This window comes from Leptolyngbya sp. Heron Island J (genome assembly GCF_000482245.1).
Taxonomy (GTDB): domain Bacteria; phylum Cyanobacteriota; class Cyanobacteriia; order Phormidesmidales; family Phormidesmidaceae; genus Leptothoe.
The window spans coordinates 28,220-47,422 of the sequence record NZ_AWNH01000053.1; the positions used below are offsets into that span (position 1 = coordinate 28,220).

A 19,203-nucleotide genomic window follows, 5' to 3' on the forward strand; every position below is an offset into this window, starting at 1 on the left:
GGATCGGCCCTTGCCGATGACTGACATAATGGCCATTCAAGCTTTGGAGTGTCTGATTAAACCTATGGGGCCAATTGAATCTTGGGAGGACCAGGCTACGTCCGATGCCAAATCCTCCGATGCAGACCTGCTGGCATCGTTGCGAGCGGGTCAAGTGGAGGCTCTACGCACCCTGTACCAACGCTATGGCCGGTTGGTTTACACTCTGTCGCGTCGCGTTCTCCACAGTGATGAAGAAGCTGAAGAAATCACTCAAGATGTATTTCTGACACTGTGGCACAAAGACGCATATCAAGCGAACCGAGGATCCCTCAGTCGCTATCTGGTAGTCCTGGCCCGGTCAAGATCAATTGATCGGCTGCGATCTCAAACCTCCCATCGCCAGCGGTTACACAAATGGCATTTGATGATGACCGATGTCTCTTCAAGCCCTTTAGACATAGCCACCTTAACCGAGCGTGGCGAGCGCACCCGTCAAGCCCTCAGCCGTCTTTCGGAAAAAGAACGCCAGGTCATCGAAATTGCCTATTACGAAGGGCTCAGTCAATCAGAAATCTCTCAGCGCTTAAATATCCCCCTTGGCACAGTCAAGTCCCGGTCTCGCCAGGCCCTCCGTAAACTCCGCCAAACCTTACAGCACCACCTCTAGCAATCATCACTATCGCCCTAACGTTTATTTCACCTTTTTCCTGATTACTATGCCATTCGACTCGCCATCCACTTCAGACCCGCATCCCGATTGGCATGACTTACTTGCAGGCTATGCCCTTGACAACTTATCACCAGAAGAGCGGGAAACTCTCCAAACGCTTTTAGCCCAGCGGCCCGAACTCAAAGCTGAGCTGCTGGCCTACCAAGAAACGTTAGCCCTGGTGCCCTACGCATTAGATCCCGCCCCCTTACCTCGCAACTTAGAGGCAACCATCATTGCCATAGCACAGCGAACAAAGCGAGCTACACAAACCGGCCAAGCCCCCTCCAACCCTCAGCCCAGACGCAGGCAACGCCGCTGGTATGCACTGACGATGGTAGCCGCCCTATTGATTGCCATCATCGGCACCGACAACTATCGCTTGCGGCAGCAGCAGATAGCGCTCCAAACTCAACTCGGTAATGCTCAGGTGGAGCAGCAGGCTTTACAAACAGCCAAAGAAACCCTGCAAGCCCAACTGGAAGCAACGGAAACCCAACTGGCTGCAGCCAACGTTGAGGCAGTATTAAATATTCTGCGGCAGCCGAATGCCCTGGTGTACTCCTTGCAGGGCACAGACAATGCATCCACATCATCCGGCAGTTTGCTTACCCTACCCGACCACTCGGAAGTACAGCTGGTGTCCCACAATCTACCGGTCCTACCCACAGGCCAGGTCTATCGACTCTGGTCAGTAGCCACAGAGACATCAACGCCGATGTTCTGCGGTCAATTTAACAATACCGAAGAGGGCAGTGTGCAATGGACGGTGCCTGACGCCCTCTGCAATGCCAAGCCTGCCAAAGTCATCATCACAGTGGATGCCGTCATTGATCCACCTGTCCCTAAAGGCCCCCCTGTCCTTACGGGGGAGATTTGAGTGGATGCGGATCACTCTTACTAATGTATCCAGGGCTACAAAAAATTTACTATCGGTTTAGGGCTACCTCAGTAAATTCTCAGACTGAATGCTCATCCTAGTAATCAAAACAGTATATTTTGATACCGGGAGGTCTCAATGAAACGTATGTATGCTTCAGGCAGGCTTTCGAATGGGGTTCTAGCCACTGGCTTAGCATTAGCAATACCGATGCATGCGATGACGGCTAGTGCCAGACCACAACTTGAAACCAACAGTCCCCAGACCACAACCACCATTGAAGAATGGCACTGGCGGGATATGGCGTTTTAGCCAGGATTGAGCGTTAACTGAGGTTGAGTGGATCGACATCGATGGTCAACCTGACGGATTTAGGCAGGCGCGATCGCAACGATGTTAAATCAGGCACAGACATCGCCAACGGCAGCTTGAGTAACACATGCCAACGGTAGCGCCGTGCCACCCGATAAATAGGTGCTGGCGTCGGACCCAAAACACTAGGCCCTGCTAGATTAAGCTCATCTGTACAGGAGGCTGGTTTATCATCCCCACCGGCTATCAATGCCCGCAGCCGCTGGGTACACTTTTGAGCCGTCATTTCTGCCTCAGCCTCCACTGGGCTTGTCACCCTCAACAACACCAATCGCCCATAGGGCGGATAGCCCAAAAGCTGTCGATGCTCAGTCTCCTGTTGGATAAAAGCATGATAGCTATGGCCCTGAGCCGCCCTAACCACTGGATGATCCGGAGTATAGGTCTGCAAAATAACTTGACCTGGCCGTTCCCCTCTGCCAGCCCGCCCAGCCACTTGAGTCAACGTTTGGAAAGCTCGTTCCCCAGACCAATAGTCTGGCATATGCAGCAGCCCGTCGGCAGCAACGATACCCACGACCGTAATTTGAGGTAGGTCAATCCCCTTCGTCAGCATTTGCGTACCGATCAAAACATCCGCTTCGCCTGCAGCAAACCGCTCTAGTAAGGCTCGATGTGCTCCTTTTGCCCGCGTCGTATCACTGTCAAACCGCAGACAGCGTAATCCGGGAAACTGACTCTGTAACTCATGCACAATCCGTTGAGTACCACTGCCAAAATATTTTAAATAAGGCGACTGGCAGCTAGGGCACTGGTCAGGATGTCGCTGCCCATAGCCGCAGTAGTGACAGCGCAGGGAGGCTGGCCCGCCATTGTGCGGTTGGTGATATGCCAAAGACACATCACAGTCTGGGCATTGCATGACATGACCACAGCTGCGGCAGGAAACAAAGCGGCTGTGACCGCGACGATGGATAAACAATAGGCCCTGCTCCCCCTGAGCCTGCATGTGCTCCAGGGCCGTTTTGAGCGGACGACTAAATACTGAACGGTTCCCGGCCTGGAGTTCTAGACGCATATCGACAACCTTGACGGGTGGAAGAGGGCGTTGATGTACGCGATTGGGCATTGCCAAATAATGTAGGGGTGTTCCATGGAACGCCCCTACATTATTTGATGCTAAATTCTTTGTTTCCTTTACGCCGACCCATGTATCTAACGCAGGGGTTGCCGATCCCAGCACTAACGGACAATTCGCCATTTCTGCCCGCCACTGGGCTACTGTTCGAGTGTGATAGCAAGGAGTCGGCTGATCTTGCTTAAAACTACTGTCATGTTCTTCGTCGAGCACAATCAGTCCCAGGCGCGGTAGCGGCAAGAAAATCGCCGAGCGGGTCCCAATCACTACCTGGGGATGTCCCTCCAGCATCTGCCGCCAGGTGTCATAGCGTTCTCCTTCAGACAGCCCGCTGTGATAGACACACACCCGCTCGCCAAAGCGAGCTCGAAAGCGATCGGTAAGCTGGGGTGTGAGGCCAATTTCAGGCACCAAAACTAATACCGAATCACCGGCCTGCAGACGCGGCACAATAGTCTGTAGATACACCTCGGTTTTGCCAGACCCGGTCACCCCATGGAGTAAAACCTGGGCATAGGTAGTCAGCTGATTGAGGGTGGTCAGCACATGACGCTGCTCAGACGTAAGCGTTTTTGGCTGGTCTGCCGGGGCCTGGGAATGATTACCGACCCGTAAACGTTCCCTGGGTTCGATCGTCAGATAGCCTTTGGTCGCTAACCGCTGCAGGGTAGTGCTCGTGGTCCTCAATCGCTGCAGGGCATCACTCAACCACAGGTCGCCACCACAACGCTGCAATGTGATCAAAATTTCGCGCTGCCGGTTAGTTAAACTATCGCCCTCGGACACACTAGGGACAATTACACTCACGGCCTGACGCTGCTGAGGTCGCGGTGGACTGGGAATAGCCAGATAACTTTCCACCCAGCCTTGATTGAGGAGCTGAGTTAAACCGGCGTTGGCCTGTTTATGCTGACGCTGCAGGTAGCGCCAGGTGTAATCACCTTGAGGGGAACGACGCAGGCTGGCGAGCAACGCTTGAGCAGGCGGATTAAGTGTCTCTAATCGCGGTAAAAATGTGGAGTCTTGGGATAAAGATTTGAGTCGAATTCTGCGCTGAGAACGCCCTAACAAACCTGGTGGCAACGCAGTTCGAATTACCTGAATCAAAGGTGTCTGATAATAATCAGCAACTCGCTCTAATAATTTCCAATAATCTTTAGAAAAAAAACCGCGACTGACAACGGTGTCGAGCTTGCGAAGTTGATAATCAAGGGTAGATATGGACGATAACGGCAACAGTCGAATTGCGATCGCGCCGAGCTGCCGTCCACCAAATGAAACGCTAACGATATCTCCAGGTTCAACTACAAAATCTTTAGATATTCCATACTTATAAAGCCCCTGGACACCGGGACAGTCCACCAGCACTTCAATAACCCCAATAAACGATTGGGAAAGGGATTCAGCCTGAGACATGCAATTCTAATTCAGAATAAATATAGACGTCTGTAGACATCTGACAACATAGAAATAAACACTCAAAACTGTTAGATAAAAAACAGAAATAGATAGATTTCAAGCATGCCTTCAAAGCTAAATGTCATGAAAAGTTTACATGCCGCAACGAATGGAATTAAACGTTACAAAAGCTACAAAAACCTTGATAAACAAGAGTTTTCATCCCCCAAAAAATATCATGGTGGACAGTGCTCCAGAATGAGATTGGTATAGTGTAATTGGGGCTGCACGTAGTCTTTTCTAAGTCGACCGCTAATTGCATTCCTCGGCTACGTTTTCAGAACCCTTCAGGCACAGAATTTTCTTGCGGAACTATGGCTCCTTCTGTTAATTCACCAGAAACAGCAGTAATTGAACCTTGGACTGAAACAGACCAAGCGCCCAAGACCGAGGGCAATCATCGTCAAGGTAGTCAGTTTACCGAAGAATCGAACTCCCCTAGCTGGGGTCGCACAGAGGGAGCTGGACAGGATGATGATTTGAGTACTGATCCAGGCGATGAGCTGACTGCAGAAGTAGCGTCTGCCTATAAGAAAACCCTGGCCGACGATGCTGTCGGGGCCTTCTTTAAGGAAATGGCTCGTTATCCCCTGCTCAAAGCTGATGAGGAAATTGAGCTAGCGCGTCAAGTTAAGTTTTTGGCCGATGTAGAAGCCCTATCGAAACAGCTTAGCGAGCAACTAAAGCGCACGCCAACTCGTCTAGAAATGGCCAATGCTCTGGAATGCACAGAAGCTGATTTCCAACATCGCTTACAGTATGCCCGGACTGCGAAGCGCAAGATGATTCGCTCTAACCTCCGGTTAGTCGTCTCTATTGCCAAGCGTTATCTCAATCGCGGTGTACCGTTTCTAGACTTGATTCAGGAAGGTGCCCTCGGTCTTAACCGCGCCGCAGAAAAGTTTGACCCCGACAAAGGCTATAAGTTTTCTACCTACGCCTACTGGTGGATTCGGCAGGGCATCACCCGAACAATCGCCAACGATGCCCGGACCATTCGCTTGCCCATCCACATTGTCGAAAAGCTCAACAAGCTCAAGAAAACCCAGCGGGAGCTACGCAAACAGCTAAATCGTGCTCCTACTGAAGCTGAATTAGCCGCAGAATTAGACCTCACTCCTGAGCAATTGAGGAGTTTACAGCAGGTAAGGCGTAAGTCTTTGTCCCTGAACCATCGGGTCGGTAAGGGTGAGGATACGGAACTGATGGAACTGCTGGAAGACGGCAGCACCCTTTCACCTGAATCACGCATGAATGAGTCAATGATGCGTCAGGAAATCTCTGATGTGTTGACGGAGGTGTTGACCGAGCGTGAAAAGGACATTATTTCTTTGCGTTATGGCTTGACCACTGGTGAACCCCACACCCTGGAGGAAGTGGGTGGCATTTTCAACCTATCCCGAGAGCGGGTACGCCAAATCCAAACTAAAGCCATGCGTAAGCTGCGACGGCCTCAGGTAGCCTCCCGTCTGAAGAACTGGCTGCGATAGAGCTTGATCCTTTTGAGGATTAGCCAACGGATTTAATCAAACGCCAATTTATCAAATAGGCCTTCTGATACAGCGCTTGTATTAGAAGGTTTTACATCGGCTTTTGCATTGGCCATTTATGTATTCGAGGTATCAGAGGGTGTATCACAGCGACACAATGTGCTGTAGCGCTGGGGACACATTTTTTTTAGTATTTTTCTTATGATATGACTGAATACTACGGGTGTAAGGGATTGTATGGACTACAAACAGGAACGAATCACTACAATTCATGATTTTGGTTGCGACTTATCGCGATTAGAAGAGCGGTCACTTGAACTAACTCGCGATACCCCAACCGCTGTTTTAATCCCGTCCCTATACGATGAGCTAGAACGCCCTGCCCTAGCACGTATTCGCGACCATCTCAAAGATTGTGCGTTTGTGAATACAGTCGTCGTCAGTCTCTATGCGGATACGGCAGAGCAGTACGCTAAGGCAGTTGAGTTTTTTGCTCCCTTACCCCAAAAGACCCATATCATCTGGGAAAATGGGCCACGTGTTGTAGCTCTGCTGCAACAGCTCCAGGATCAAGGGCTGGACCTTTTAGTCCATCGCGGTAAAGGTCGAGCAGTCTGGCTCGGTCTAGGTTTGGCGACACTGCATGCAGGTGCGATCGCACTCCACGATGCAGACATCATTACCTACGACCGCTCTTACCCGCTCAAGCTGCTTTTTCCCTTATTAGAGCCTGAGTTTGGCTTTGCCTTTACCAAGGCCTACTATGCCCGCATCAGCACCGAACCTCGCAAAATTAATGGTCGTGTTACCCGTCTCTTTGTAGCCCCGCTGCTGCACTCGCTGATGGACGTATGGGGCCATCGCGACTATATCTCCTATCTATCAGCCTACCGTTATCCCCTATCTGGTGAATTTGCTCTAACCAGCGACCTGGCCTTAACCACGCGTATTCCGGCCAACTGGGGCTTAGAGGTGGGACTGCTGGCTGAGGTGTATCGTAATGTCGCCCTCAAACGGATTGCGCAGGTGGATCTGGGCACCTTTGACCATAAACATCAGGATGTGGGACAAGCTCCCAACCAGGGGCTGCAAAAAATGTGTCGGGATATTCTGCAGTCCCTGCTGCGCACCCTGACTGAAACCGAACAAGTAGTAATTGGTAAAGATCAGCTGAGATCGCTACGAATCAAGTTCCGACGCGAAGCCCAAGACTTAGCAAGACAGTACTTCGTAGATGCCAAATTCAATGGCCTACAATACGATCGCCATAAGGAAGAAAACACCCTGGAACGGTTTGAAGAAGTAATTATCAAAGCTGGAGAGCAGTATCTAGAAGACCCCACAGGCACTGAAATTCCCGATTGGACCCGTGCCTTGGCGGTGATGCCCGATCTGCGTCAGCGTTTAGGACAGGCGGTTGTCGAAGATATGCAGGAGGTGCTAGAGCAACGGGTGCTCCCTTTCGTTAATGTGAGTGAGAGCAACAATGACAGTAAAAGTCACGAACGACATTCCAGCGCCGAAGACCTGGTCTTGACCTAATTGACCTCACCAACACCCAATTCAAAACAATAAAAAGGTGCGCTCGATGGAGCGCACCTGAGCCTTAGGCCTTTAGCATTAAAGCCTGTAGCTAAAGCGCAACTCGATTATTAGAGCTGCGGAAAGTGACGTTAACGCCTTCACTAGTCTGCTCAAGGACTAACAAGGGTGTGGGCTTAGCTTTTTGATCCCAATGCATCGTAGCCAAGCGTCCCAATAACGTAGGTTGCCAGAACTTATCGTCACGCTCTGGACTTAAGAAATTCTCAATGCACTCAATAATCTCTTGAACCGTAATCGAAGTGGGTTGGGTAGGCAGCTTGACCAGTTTAATTTGCACACGGAACAGCACCCGCATCTTCTTTTGAGCATCCTGGACAGTCTGATACTCTACGTCAAAGATTTGATCTACGGCCCGTGGTTTCGACGCAATGCCGATGACGCCTTGCTGGGCCTGTTGAGGCCTAAGGGCTATCGTAATCCGCTGTTTAACCTTCACTTTTAGCTGGTTGAGAACAGAAAAGTGGAACTGCTTTTCCTCCATTCTCATTCTGAGGTAATCCAGATTGAAATCGCGAGAATGTACCAAATCAGGATTTTTCTCCATCCTACTAATGGTAGTCAGCGCCAGTTTCACGCGCTTCTGCAGCTCTCTATTTTTGTAGACCTCAAATTTCAGCTTCTTACGCACCCGTGAAAACTGCAGCTGAGAAACAATCCCCAGAATCAGTAATAGCATCGCCAAACCGATCGAAGTATACAGCCATGGATTCTTGGGTTGAGAAACGACTGTAGAAGTTTGCCCCACCAAGGGATTGAGCCCAATAACAGGATTAGACATAGCTAAGCAAGAGTGCTATCCGATTACATTTAGCATGCCCTGGGCGGTAGTTTCCGGACTAGGAGGATATATCTAAACACGTATGAAACCTCTGTGAAATTTCGAGCGCCGTAAGTGCAATTAGTGACGCCACCGTGCGCGATATCCCCGAGCATCCAGGTGACTGAGTCTATGGAAGCTGCGATAGCGCCCCAAACCGCCAGGCCACCAGGGGTCCAGTGCCCAGTAAATCTGATCTCCAGAAAGACCATTGACATAAAAATCAATGGCATCCCCGACAATGTGACGACTGTTGGAAGCTCCTCCTACCTGCCGATTGATATCGGCTGGCCGGTACCAGCTGGTGATATGGAAAGGCCGACCAATGCGATCGCGAGCTTGCTGAGCCAGCTTAGCGATCCGCACAATGCCATCAACCGTAGACTGATTGGGCGGCATCCGTGTTCCCCCACGGGTGGCTTCGGACCAAGTAAAGTTGCCATTGGGAATAATTGAGGCTGAAAGTTGGATATTGTGTGGAGTCCAACGAGTGGGACGGGGCGGCAACGGAGCCGGTTTGGGTGCTGGTGGCGCTTCAATCGAGTCGCGATTAGCGCGAGTCATCCGTCGGACGTCGTCAAACAGTGACTGGATAGCATCCACCCGGCGGTCGAGTTTGCGCCAAATTTGTACCAGGCGGATCAGCGCTTCCCGTTGTTCCTCAGTTTCTTTATAGACATTAGGCACCCCTTCAATAAAGGTCAGTAGCGACTGATCGACCTTTTTCGCAGCCTGGGTCAGAGCAGCGGGATTATCCTTGTTCGCGGCCAGAAACTGTGGCGTTGCCCCCAGTTCACCCAAGGCTGTTGGTCGGGAATCTAAACCCTTCCACATCCGATAGGTTTCAGTCAGCGCAAACCGATGATAGCCATCCCCTTTATAAAAATCGGGTATCCGCTGCACAAAGGCCACCAGGGCAGGATCAACAATTTCTAAGTTTGTTTCCCCGGCCCGTGGATCGTGATTGCGCAGCCAGTCAATGGCCTCTTCACGGGAATCCAACTGTCGCCATAGCTGAGTTAGCCGTAGTAGCGCTTCTCGCTGGTGAGGATAGCCAGAATAAAACCGCGACACCTGCCGAATAAAATCAGTCAGCGCCTTATCTAGGGCCGGTTCATCAACCACATCATTGGTAATGGCCACATTCATGGCCTTGATAGTGCTCTGGTGAGAATCGAGCTTGCGCCAAATCCGGGCTGCCTCCAACAACGCTTCTCGTTGAAAATCCAGACGACCGTAGTTGGGGCCAATGCGTTCTGAAAATGCCAGTAGCTCATCGTCTAGCTCTGACAAATTATGGGGCAGTTCCTGAGCACCATAGTCATAGCTAATATCTTCGACGTAGGCCGATAAAAGCCTCTCAGCATTAGAGCTTTCTAACCGAGCCGCATTGTCTTCAGAGGCCGATGGCATATAGCCTTCAGCAATGCGCTCAATAAAGCGATCGCTATAGCGCCCCTTGCTACCATCCCATAAATCACTGCCATTCCAGCCATCGGCAGTGAGCTTATTCGTCAGGGCCCGTAGCGTATTGGCTGCATACTGTACCTGCTCGGGGAATGTATTGACCTGATCAACCGGGATTTTATTGGCTGCAGAGATGCCAAGACCGGTTTCACCATCCATCAGCCGCGGCGCATCATGCACCGCATAAAGACCGGCCAGAATCGGTTTGTGGATACCGGCGCGTTCCGATTCTAAAAGATAGTAGTAATTACGCTGATCGGGTACAAGTTCTGCCATAGTTAACTGGGCTCAAACATTTTACCTTGACGAAATCAAGTGATTGATTATAGGACGTCTTTGCTTGCCATTTGCATGATTTGTTGCAGGCCACCAAGATTAGTAGCTTTGGCATCTATTGTTGCAGGGCCATCAAGATTTGGCATCTAACGTATATCAGTTTCTTGCTATCAAGGGAATTCCTTAATCAAAATCTAGTGCCTGTCTGGCACTATAACCCTTGGAAATCGCTGGGCGGATGACACTTTATGACAACAGGTAACCGATTACAATCACTGACCACCCAGCAGGGTCAACAAGCTTTAGCACAGATTCGGTTGGTGGCAACGGATATGGATGGCACTCTGACTCAAAACGGAGAGTTTAATGACTTATTGTTTACGCTGCTCTCAAAGCTGAAGTCTGCTGGGATGCCAGTGCTGATCACCACCGGACGTTCGGCAGGTTGGGTCAATGGGCTGCTGCACTATTTGCCAGTGGGGATTGCGATCGCAGAAAACGGTGGTCTCTACTTCACCAAAGCCAATCGGTACCCTAAGTTCTTACAGCCCATTGCCGACAACCACAGACAGTTGCTGCTACAACAGTTTAACCGTTTACGACAGCGATATCCAAAGCTCCAGGAATCAAGCGACAATCCATTCCGGCTAACAGACTGGACCTTTGACGTCACTGGCTTGAGCCTGGAAGACCTGCAGTGGATGACCCACAACTGTCATGAAAACGGCTGGGGCTTCACCTACAGCACCGTCCAGTGCCATATCAAACCACTGCCCCAAGACAAAGCTAGTGGCCTCACCCAGGTCATAACCCAACAGTTTCCCGACCTGACTCACCAACAGGTACTGACCGTTGGTGACAGCCCCAATGACGAAAGCATGTTTGACCCTGAACAGTTTCCCCATTCAGTTGGCGTTGCCAATGTTCGTCACTATCTAGATACCCTGGACCATCATCCGGCTTTTGTCACCCAGGCCGAAGAAGGGGAAGGATTTGGTGAATTGGTAAAGACATTATTTGATGTCATCCATCAATAATTCCTGTAGGGGCATTGCATGCAATGCCCCTACAGGAATTCAATATTTTTCTTTCTCATCGGTCCTCGTCATTGGACAATAGAATCCAATTTTATTCTCATGGCTATGGCGGACAATCTGCAGATGCGGCGCTGGACTATTTCTAAAGTACTGATGTGGGCAGGCATCGCCATTACGCTGGTGTTTGTGCTGGTTGCCCTGTTTGCCCCGCTTATGCAGAACTGGGGATGGATTCAGGACCCATTGGTCACCCTAGAAAATCCCGTGCATGTGCCACCGTCTAGTCAATACTGGTTTGGCACCAGCCGCCAGGGCTATGACGTTTTTTCCCGGACCCTGTTTGGAGCGCGGGCAGCCTGGCAGGTGGTGTTACTAGCAACGGCTATGAGTGTTGTGGTGGGCGTCCCCCTAGGGATGGTGAGCGGTTACCTGGGCGGCAAGCTCGATCGCGGACTACTATTCTTCATGGACACCATCTATACCCTGCCGGTGCTGCTGCTGGCGGTCACCCTGGCGTTTATTTTGGGTAAGGGTGTAGTCAACGCCGCCGCTGCCCTCAGTATTGCCTATGTCCCCCAATATTATCGAGTGGTACGCAACCACACCGTGAGCCTCAAAACAGAGCTGTTCGTAGAAGCCGCTCAAGCCATGGGCGCGTCTACCTGGGCGGTGCTATCCCGATACTTATTTCTGAATGTCGTGCAAAGTGTACCGGTCCTGTTCACCTTGAATACAGCAGATGCGGTATTGATTTTGGGCGGTCTAGGATTCCTGGGCTTAGGGTTGCCAGACGAGGTCCCTGAATGGGGCAGCTCGTTACGCCAGGCCTTGGACGCACTCCCCACTGGCATTTGGTGGACAGCATTGTTTCCAGGGCTAGCCATTACTGGCATGGTTACGGGACTTTCTCTGATTGGTGAAGGCTTAAATGACCTGGTTAATCCACTAGTACGTAAAGAAAATTGAACTCACTAGGGACACCGATCAAACGCTGCAGTGATAGTAATCACCCATAAAACTCAGTCTAACTTCAGCTGCTCTTATCCATGGCTCAGGGCAGTATCAGAGGGCAATTAGCTACCATTGAGATAGTGAGATCAATCATTCATGTCCCTTTGGGGGGTAAGACCATGAAAAAAGCATTCACCGCATTGTTTGTAGCAGGATTGACGACTGTTTCATTGGGCTCAGTACTGGCAGCTCCTAGCTCAGCTGACCTCTTGGAAAGTATTGGTATTGGCGCGGGTGTTGGCATCGTCACCGGTACCGTTGTGGGCGACAACGCTGGTGTTGATGACATTGTGAATGGAGCCGCTGCCGGAGCCGCCGTCGAGGCTGTGCGTGGAGATCGCGACTCTAGCCTGGCTCAAGATGCAGCAGTGGGAGCTGCTGCTAGTGGCGTAGTAGGCACGATCACCAACGATGATTCGTTTATTGAGAACGCTATTCAGGGTGGTGCAGCTGGTGCACTGATCAATGTTCTAGGGGATTAATTTTTGGGTGTAGATATGACAAGGGGCTGAACTTCGGCGTGAGGCTTGGACGGTGGATTCAGTCGAACCGCCCAGTTGAAGGCGCAAGGTGCAGCCCCTACAAGAGATCTATCTCACTGCCTAAAACACCTTCTAAGAAGACTCCAGCCGCTTACGCCACTCTTCGTCGATTTTGTCTCGATTAGCAATCTCCTGATCAATTAGATCAGTTTCCGTGGTGTAGGCCAGGTTGCCTTTGCTAACGATGGTTTGGGTGGCAAACTGTTTAGCATAGTCAAGTTTGCGTTGAACGGTTTGCCCCACCAGTGCCTGACGCTGGGTATTGCGGGCTTCGATCTTCTGATTTTGTTGTTGCATGCGGAAATAGCGCACGGCAGGAATGCCCAAAAAGGCTAGACCATAGCCGAGCAGCAGAGTCACAATGGACTGGACAAAACCGACAAATCCATCAAAGTTACCAGAAATACTACCGAGATAGAGAGACCCGACGACAAGTATCGTGCCAAGACTAATGGCAATGGCGACTTGATCGGAACTAGCACTGGTAAAGCGGCGTTTTGCTTCTTTTAGATAGGCAGCAACTGATTGCGGCTTTTGATCATTGGCCGTGACCTGGAGCTCAGGGAAATAGTAGACTAAATCCCCCTGGGGGCTAACCTGAGGTCGACCGTTAAAGCGGCTGAGGACGGGGATAACGTAGTCTTCGAGATCATCGTCCAGGTTGGCATTGTCAAGGTAGGGAGCCAATTGCTCAGCGGAGACAGCTCCTCGATGATTGCGGATGACAGTTGCGATCGCGCCCCAACGGCGCTCATCCAAATTCTTATTCGGATCACCATCACCAAACAAAAACGAATACACACCCTCTAAGAAATTCAGCTTATTTTCCTGACGGTTGCGCGACGAATAATCATAGCGCCCATACTGCGGTCTAGGGCCATAACTAAACCAATAAAACCAATCCCGACCGATCCATAGCCATGGATTAAACCCAATCCCTCCGCTGTAGCTGCCACCGCGATTATCATCATCCCGCTGCTGCATACCAATTTGAATCGCAATGATGGCCATCAACACCAGCACCACCGCCAGAATCAGCATGATACCAAAGGAAATCCGAATCAGGTAAAACAGAACAGCCCACACCTTCGCCCAGGTCTCCTGCCAGCGCAGCTGCCAATACTGATTACGCAAGATAGAGCGAAACTGTTGAGGAAACTCATAGGCAACATCCCCCGTTTCAGCCACCTGCATATGGGCCTGAGTAGCCGAAGCCAATGCCAGTACACCGGCTTCAGCCTGACTAATATTTAATCCAGTTTTAGCGGCCACATCACCTGCAGTTACCCGATATTCCAGGGTTTCAACCGCTTTCATGATGTCCTGATTTAGCTCCATGGGTTCCTTTAAGGGGTGGGGGCTGATTAATAGCAATGCCACAAGTATAGAAAGCCCAGTCGTTCATTGCCATGACGGTAAAAGTGTGGATTTCCATCACAACCAATTGGCAACTTATATCAAATCCGAATCCATCAAACCTGATTAAAATGTACGGTTCTATAGGGGCATCCCCTTGTGGATGCCCTTCGATATCGGACGCTATCAGTCAGGATTTCGTATTACACAAGCAATAAAAAAGCCGAACAGCTTTAGCCGTTCAGCCTTCCAATTATTTTTTAACGTATACCAAAGGAAACTATTGACCCCATCCAGCAAACGCTAGATAGCTTATCAACCCGCAATCATCGTTATCTATTGCCAGTGATTTGATCCTTTGCCTCACCCAGGTTACTAAGTAATTCGCTCCGGTTACTAGCCTTTAGTAGATAACGGTAGATAAACCAGCCAGTGTAAATTAAACCGATCAGCTCCATAGTAGGAGCCAGCACCGGAATATCATTGATTGCCGCTAAGATCGCAAACATCATCTTGATCGCAATCAGAGCACCGAAAACTAGACCAATCACCGTGAGTGGCCGTTTGTACTCATTAAACGTCTCAACGACATAAGTTGGGGAATCCCCAAGTACACTTGCAACCTTCGCCAGAATTTCTTTGGCCTGTTCAGCGGTATCAGGCGTGCTTTGAGTGGTTGTGTTCTCTTCAGGGGGATTTATATCGGTGCTCATCTTTATACGGAGTATTAACAACCTAAGAGCGGATTTCCCTCGCTCGTTTGCCGTTTGGCTAGTGAATCAGCTTAGTTGACAGCTTTTGAAATTAGACCAGAGTCGGCCTAAATGCAAGCTGTCAAGCACTTATCCATGGAGGTATCTGCCAGACGTTGCCTAACCGTACAGCAGCATTACACTGATGCACTTGCAAAAGCTTATTCTGACTTCATAGAAAAATATTATCCTGCATCGACACATAGTCAATTTCAAATAGTCAATTTCAAATTATTCGCCTCAAGGCATTATCAAAACATTTCAATTTAAAACTGCGGTGTCGTTAAAATCGAGGTCTTGACTAAAATAGACCTTACTGAATTCTGCAAACGATTATCGAAACCATCTACGGTGAGCTAAAAGGTCTCAAACCAAGCCAGCTCAAACAACTACGTCGTATTTATCATCAGCGCATTCCGGGTAACCAAATTACTAGCCCTGAGTTTGCCCAGCGGTTGGCAGCAATTAGTACGGATGTTAGTCAGCCCGTATGCGCCTACATAGACCGGCGAGGCCATGTTATCCGAGTGGGAGTAGGGTCTCCACGCCAAACCCAAATTCCGACACTAGAGCTACCCCGATATGGTGCCGAGCGCCTGTGTGGCATTCGGTGCATTGCCACACAACTCAAGCAGGAAAAACCAGGCAATGCGGCCTTGACGGCGATGGCCCTACAGCGGCTAGATGCGTTAGTTTTGATCACCCTGACCGGCAGTGGGTTTCAGCGCAAGGGGGGTGGCGCAACCGGCTATATTCGCGAAGCCTACCTGGCGCATCTAATTCCCGATGAGACTCAGCGCTGGTCAGTCTCTGCAGCAATGGATTTAGAAACATTAAGTCAAGAAGACTTTACTGACTTGACCGAAGGCTTGGAGGAAGAATTCCGCCGTCTGTTTGTGGCACAGCAGGTAGATAGTAGCCACGATCGGGTACTGCTAGTGGGTCTACAAACAGACAGAATGGATCCCGACCAGTTTAAGAATGGCCTGGAAGAACTATCTCGTTTAGTAGAAACAGCGGGGGGAGAAGTTTTAGAAACCCTCAAACAAAAACGAGCGAAACCCCATCCTCAGACCGTACTAGGAGCCGGTAAAGTCGATGAGATAGCCTTAGAAGCCCAAACCTTAGGGGTAAGCCTGGTGGTATTTAACCGAGATCTATCTCCAGCTCAGGTGCGTAGCCTCGAACAACGAATTGGGGTACGGGTAGTGGACCGCACGGAAGTAATTTTAGATATCTTTGCCCAACGAGCGCGGACAGGGGCTGGCAAATTGCAGGTAGAACTGGCACAGCTAGAGTATCAGTTACCCAAGTTAACAGGTCGGGGACAGGCCATGTCTCGGCTCGGGGGTGGTATTGGTACTCGGGGTCCTGGTGAGACCAAGCTAGAAACGGAGCGGCGGGCGATTCAAAAACGGATCACGCGGCTACAGCGGGAGGTAACTCAGCTCCAGGCGCATCGCTCGCGCATGCGACAGAATCGGCAACATCATCAAGTACCTTCTGTTGCGGTGGTAGGTTATACCAATGCGGGCAAATCTACGTTGTTGAACACCCTAACCAATGCCGACATCTATGCAGCCGATCAGTTGTTTGCCACATTAGATCCAACAACAAAAAGATTGTCGGTGGTGGACAATGAGACCCATGAGAAGAGAGCCATGGTCTTAACCGATACGGTTGGTTTTATCCAGGATTTGCCACCTTCTCTTATGGATGCGTTTCGAGCCACCTTAGAAGAAGTTACAGAAGCTGATGCGCTCATGCATGTAGTGGATTTATCTCATCATGCGTGGCAGGACCATATTCGCTCAGTGATGGGGATTTTGGGACAGATGCCAACAACACCAGGGCCAATTTTGTTGGTGTTTAACAAGTTGGATGCGGTGGATAGTGACACGCTGGCTGTGGCAAAAGATGAGTATCCCCAGGCGTTATTTATTTCAGCTGCGCAGAAGTTAGGGTTGGAGACATTGCGACAGCGATTGGTGCAGTTGATTGATTATGCAGTGGCAGGCTAGCAAAATTTTGGTGGATTGTTCCCAACGTTGCCGGGGTAAGCACAAGGCATTATCCCTAAGAGGGAGCATCCTTTGGATATGAATCAAATATAAACTCACTGGGAACGTATTTGTAGCGTAAGCATCAGTTCAAATACACCTTAAAACTGATAATTCTCTTGATAGCGTCGGCTAAGGCACCAAGGGACTAATGACTCAAAACTCGCTCAAGCGCATGTTTTTCAAGCGACGGCAGCTACTTCAAGGCGCGACTGGGCTGAGTGCAGCTCTTTTGATGTCTAAGCTAGCCGGTTGTGCAACCACTACCGATAGTGACACCACACCTGCTGCAGGCGCAGAAACAACCTCAGCCGCTGCTGGTGAACCGATTAAGTTAGGCCTGATTGCTGCCATTACAGGGCCTTCAGCCGTATCAGGTGAGTCGATTACTCGGGGATTGACCATTGCCCTAGAAAAAATTAACGCGAGTGGGGGCGTCATGGGGGGGCGTCCTTTGGAACTTGTCATTCGTGACGATGAATCCACCCCGGCTAAGGGAGTAGCGGCGGCTCGGGAATTGATTGAGCAGGAAAAAGTGGCCCTGGTTTTTGGCGGCTTAGATTCTCCCGTATCCCTGGCTATGTTGCCTGTTTTCCACGAGTTAGAAGTGCCTTACATGGGTGTGTGGGCAGCGGCCACAGGCATTACCCGCAACGAATTTGACCCCAACTTTGCCTTTCGAGTCTCGGCTAACGACAATATTGTAGACAGTTACCTAATGCGCTACGCTAAGCAAGAATTAGGAGCCACTAAGGTGGGTTTAGTGCTGATCAACAACCCTTGGGGTGAATCGAATCAGGCTGGGTTTGAGGAGTGGGCACCGAAGTATGACCTGGACATTGTTGGCATTGAAAAGTTCAACGATGGGGACACCGATATTTCTCCCCAGTTAGGTCGTTTGCAGGAGGGTGGGGCCGAAGCGCTGCTGATGGTAGCCAACGCCGCCCCTTCTGCGGTCGCGATGAAGTCTTTGCTGCGTCTGGGTTGGGATGTGCCGGTTGTCTCCCATTGGGGACCGACGGGTGGTCGTTTCCCTGAATTGGCTGGGGAAGAAGCGGCGGCTCGGGTGGTGTTTATGCAGACCTATAGCTTCTTTGATGCTGAAGGAGAGCGCTCAGAAGCACTGATGAGCAAGTTACAAGAGAAGTATGATGTCAAGGGACCAGAGGATGTGATTGCCCCAGTGGGAACGGCCAATGCCTATGACGCGATGAATCTGGTCGCTCTGGCCATAGATACGGCAGAGAGCTTAGACGGACCCACATTGCGAGACTCTTTTTATGATCTGCCAACCTACGAAGGTCTGATTAAAACCTATGAGCAGTCCTTTTCACCCGATAACCACGATGCCCTGAATGAAGACGACTATATTCTGGTGCAGTGGAAAGATAACAAACTAGTACCCTTCCAAGGGTAAAGGCACTGAGTAAAGGCAATGTGGTCTCAACTGCTCCTTTCAGGGATTGCTGTCGGTAGTCTGTATGGCTTGGTGGCTCTGGGCTTTCAGATTACCTATGCGGTCTCAAAGACGATGAACTTTTCCCAGGGCGCTTCTGTGATGGTTGGAGCTGTCTTGTGCTACAGCCTTAATATCACACTGGGAGTGCCAGCCTGGTTGGCAGTGCCGATCACGTTGGTGGCGGCCTTTGGGTTAGGCCTGCTGATTGAGCGGTTTGTGGTGCGTCCATTTTCGGAAGGGGGTTCCAACAGTTGGCTACTGACGACAATCGCCCTGGGCATCATTCTCGAAAATCTTGCCATGCTCACATTTGGCAAAGAGACACGAGGCTATCCTTCTGCTTGGGCAGAAACACCAGTCCAACTGCTGGGGTTTGGTGTGTTTTCGGTGGAGCTGCTAATTCCGGTGGTGGGGTTAGCTGTTGCGATCGCACTCCGTATCCTATTTACACGAACTCTCTTAGGCAAAGCCCTGCAGGCCGTCAGCGAGAGCCATGACACCGCCCGACTGATGGGCATTCCAGTGGAGCGGATGATCAGCGTTACCTTTGGCATGTCTACCGCACTGGCAGCGTTGGCGGGCATGTTAATCGCGCCTGTTAGCAATGTTTCCGCCACCATGGGTACGCTGCTGGGTTTAAAGGCGTTTGCCACCGCCATTATCGGTGGCTTGGCTAATCCTTGGGGAGTCATGGTGGCGGGCATTCTATACGGTTTAGTGGAATCGGCAGCCGCTGGTTTATTGGGGGGTAGCTATCGCGAAATTATTGGCTTTGCGGTGGTAATTTTGATGCTGGCGATACGACCTCATGGTCTGTTTGGTCAGGCTCAGGTGAAGAAAGTTTAGGTCATC

At 50.5% G+C, this 19,203-nt stretch carries 16 protein-coding genes; 11 read left to right on the forward strand and 5 right to left on the reverse strand.

Annotation, left to right across the window (positions count from 1 at the left end):
- Positions 1–16: 16 nt before the first annotated feature.
- The 3 genes from N836_RS54595 (at position 17) to N836_RS76560 (ending at position 1,883) form a co-directional block, all read left to right on the forward strand.
- The gene (locus N836_RS54595; protein ID WP_023073301.1) at positions 17–649 is read left to right on the forward strand and encodes a sigma-70 family RNA polymerase sigma factor; all 633 of its coding nucleotides are present in this window, start codon (positions 17–19) and stop codon (positions 647–649) included.
- A 49-nt stretch (positions 650–698) separates the two neighbouring features.
- Positions 699–1,571, forward strand: coding sequence for an anti-sigma factor domain-containing protein (locus N836_RS54600; RefSeq protein WP_023073302.1), 873 nt, complete (start codon positions 699–701; stop codon positions 1,569–1,571).
- Positions 1,572–1,709: 138 nt separating this feature from the next.
- Positions 1,710–1,883, forward strand: a complete 174-nt coding sequence (locus N836_RS76560) for a hypothetical protein (protein WP_161634977.1) — start codon at positions 1,710–1,712, stop codon at positions 1,881–1,883.
- A 13-nt stretch (positions 1,884–1,896) separates the two neighbouring features.
- Here N836_RS76560 and priA read toward each other — a convergent pair whose 3' ends face one another.
- Complete coding sequence (gene priA / locus N836_RS54605; protein WP_023073304.1) at positions 1,897–4,437, reverse strand: primosomal protein N'; 2,541 nt, start codon at positions 4,435–4,437, stop codon at positions 1,897–1,899.
- Between the two features lie 356 nt (positions 4,438–4,793).
- On the opposite strand from priA, the gene N836_RS54610 reads away from it, so the two are divergent.
- On the forward strand, positions 4,794–5,969 hold the full coding sequence (locus N836_RS54610; RefSeq protein WP_023073305.1) for an RpoD/SigA family RNA polymerase sigma factor: 1,176 nt from the start codon (positions 4,794–4,796) through the stop codon (positions 5,967–5,969).
- A gap of 237 nt (positions 5,970–6,206) precedes the next feature.
- Positions 6,207–7,511, forward strand: a complete 1,305-nt coding sequence (locus tag N836_RS54615; protein ID WP_023073306.1) for a glucosyl-3-phosphoglycerate synthase — start codon at positions 6,207–6,209, stop codon at positions 7,509–7,511.
- A 91-nt stretch (positions 7,512–7,602) separates the two neighbouring features.
- Here N836_RS54615 and N836_RS54620 read toward each other — a convergent pair whose 3' ends face one another.
- Both N836_RS54620 and N836_RS54625 read right to left on the reverse strand, forming a co-directional pair.
- Positions 7,603–8,352, reverse strand: a complete 750-nt coding sequence (locus N836_RS54620) for a hypothetical protein (protein ID WP_023073307.1) — start codon at positions 8,350–8,352, stop codon at positions 7,603–7,605.
- Positions 8,353–8,472: 120 nt separating this feature from the next.
- Complete coding sequence (locus N836_RS54625) at positions 8,473–10,134, reverse strand: D-Ala-D-Ala carboxypeptidase family metallohydrolase (protein WP_023073308.1); 1,662 nt, start codon at positions 10,132–10,134, stop codon at positions 8,473–8,475.
- Positions 10,135–10,382: 248 nt separating this feature from the next.
- On the opposite strand from N836_RS54625, the gene N836_RS54630 reads away from it, so the two are divergent.
- From N836_RS54630 to N836_RS54640, 3 genes are all read left to right on the forward strand, one after another.
- Complete coding sequence (locus N836_RS54630; protein ID WP_023073309.1) at positions 10,383–11,171, forward strand: HAD family hydrolase; 789 nt, start codon at positions 10,383–10,385, stop codon at positions 11,169–11,171.
- 99 nt (positions 11,172–11,270) lie between these two features.
- On the forward strand, positions 11,271–12,137 hold the full coding sequence (locus tag N836_RS54635; RefSeq protein WP_023073310.1) for an ABC transporter permease: 867 nt from the start codon (positions 11,271–11,273) through the stop codon (positions 12,135–12,137).
- A 164-nt stretch (positions 12,138–12,301) separates the two neighbouring features.
- Positions 12,302–12,664 carry a hypothetical protein gene (locus N836_RS54640; RefSeq protein ID WP_031292932.1) on the forward strand — a complete coding sequence of 121 codons (363 nt, stop codon included), beginning with the start codon at positions 12,302–12,304 and terminating at the stop codon, positions 12,662–12,664.
- A gap of 132 nt (positions 12,665–12,796) precedes the next feature.
- Here N836_RS54640 and N836_RS54645 read toward each other — a convergent pair whose 3' ends face one another.
- Positions 12,797–14,062: a hypothetical protein gene (locus tag N836_RS54645; RefSeq protein ID WP_023073312.1), complete on the reverse strand. Its 1,266-nt coding sequence runs from the start codon at positions 14,060–14,062 to the stop codon at positions 12,797–12,799.
- 350 nt (positions 14,063–14,412) lie between these two features.
- Positions 14,413–14,793 (reverse strand): CAAD domain-containing protein, encoded by a 381-nt coding sequence (locus tag N836_RS54650; protein ID WP_023073313.1) that lies wholly within the window; start codon positions 14,791–14,793, stop codon positions 14,413–14,415.
- 494 nt (positions 14,794–15,287) lie between these two features.
- Between N836_RS54650 and hflX the strand changes: the two genes are divergently transcribed.
- The 3 genes from hflX (at position 15,288) to N836_RS54665 (ending at position 19,197) form a co-directional block, all read left to right on the forward strand.
- On the forward strand, positions 15,288–16,853 hold the full coding sequence (gene hflX / locus N836_RS54655) for a GTPase HflX (protein WP_036053475.1): 1,566 nt from the start codon (positions 15,288–15,290) through the stop codon (positions 16,851–16,853).
- 190 nt (positions 16,854–17,043) lie between these two features.
- Complete coding sequence (locus N836_RS54660; RefSeq protein ID WP_023073315.1) at positions 17,044–18,309, forward strand: ABC transporter substrate-binding protein; 1,266 nt, start codon at positions 17,044–17,046, stop codon at positions 18,307–18,309.
- 18 nt (positions 18,310–18,327) lie between these two features.
- Entirely contained in the window at positions 18,328–19,197 is an 870-nt protein-coding gene (locus N836_RS54665) for a branched-chain amino acid ABC transporter permease (RefSeq protein ID WP_023073316.1), read from the forward strand.
- Positions 19,198–19,203: the final 6 nt, after the last annotated feature.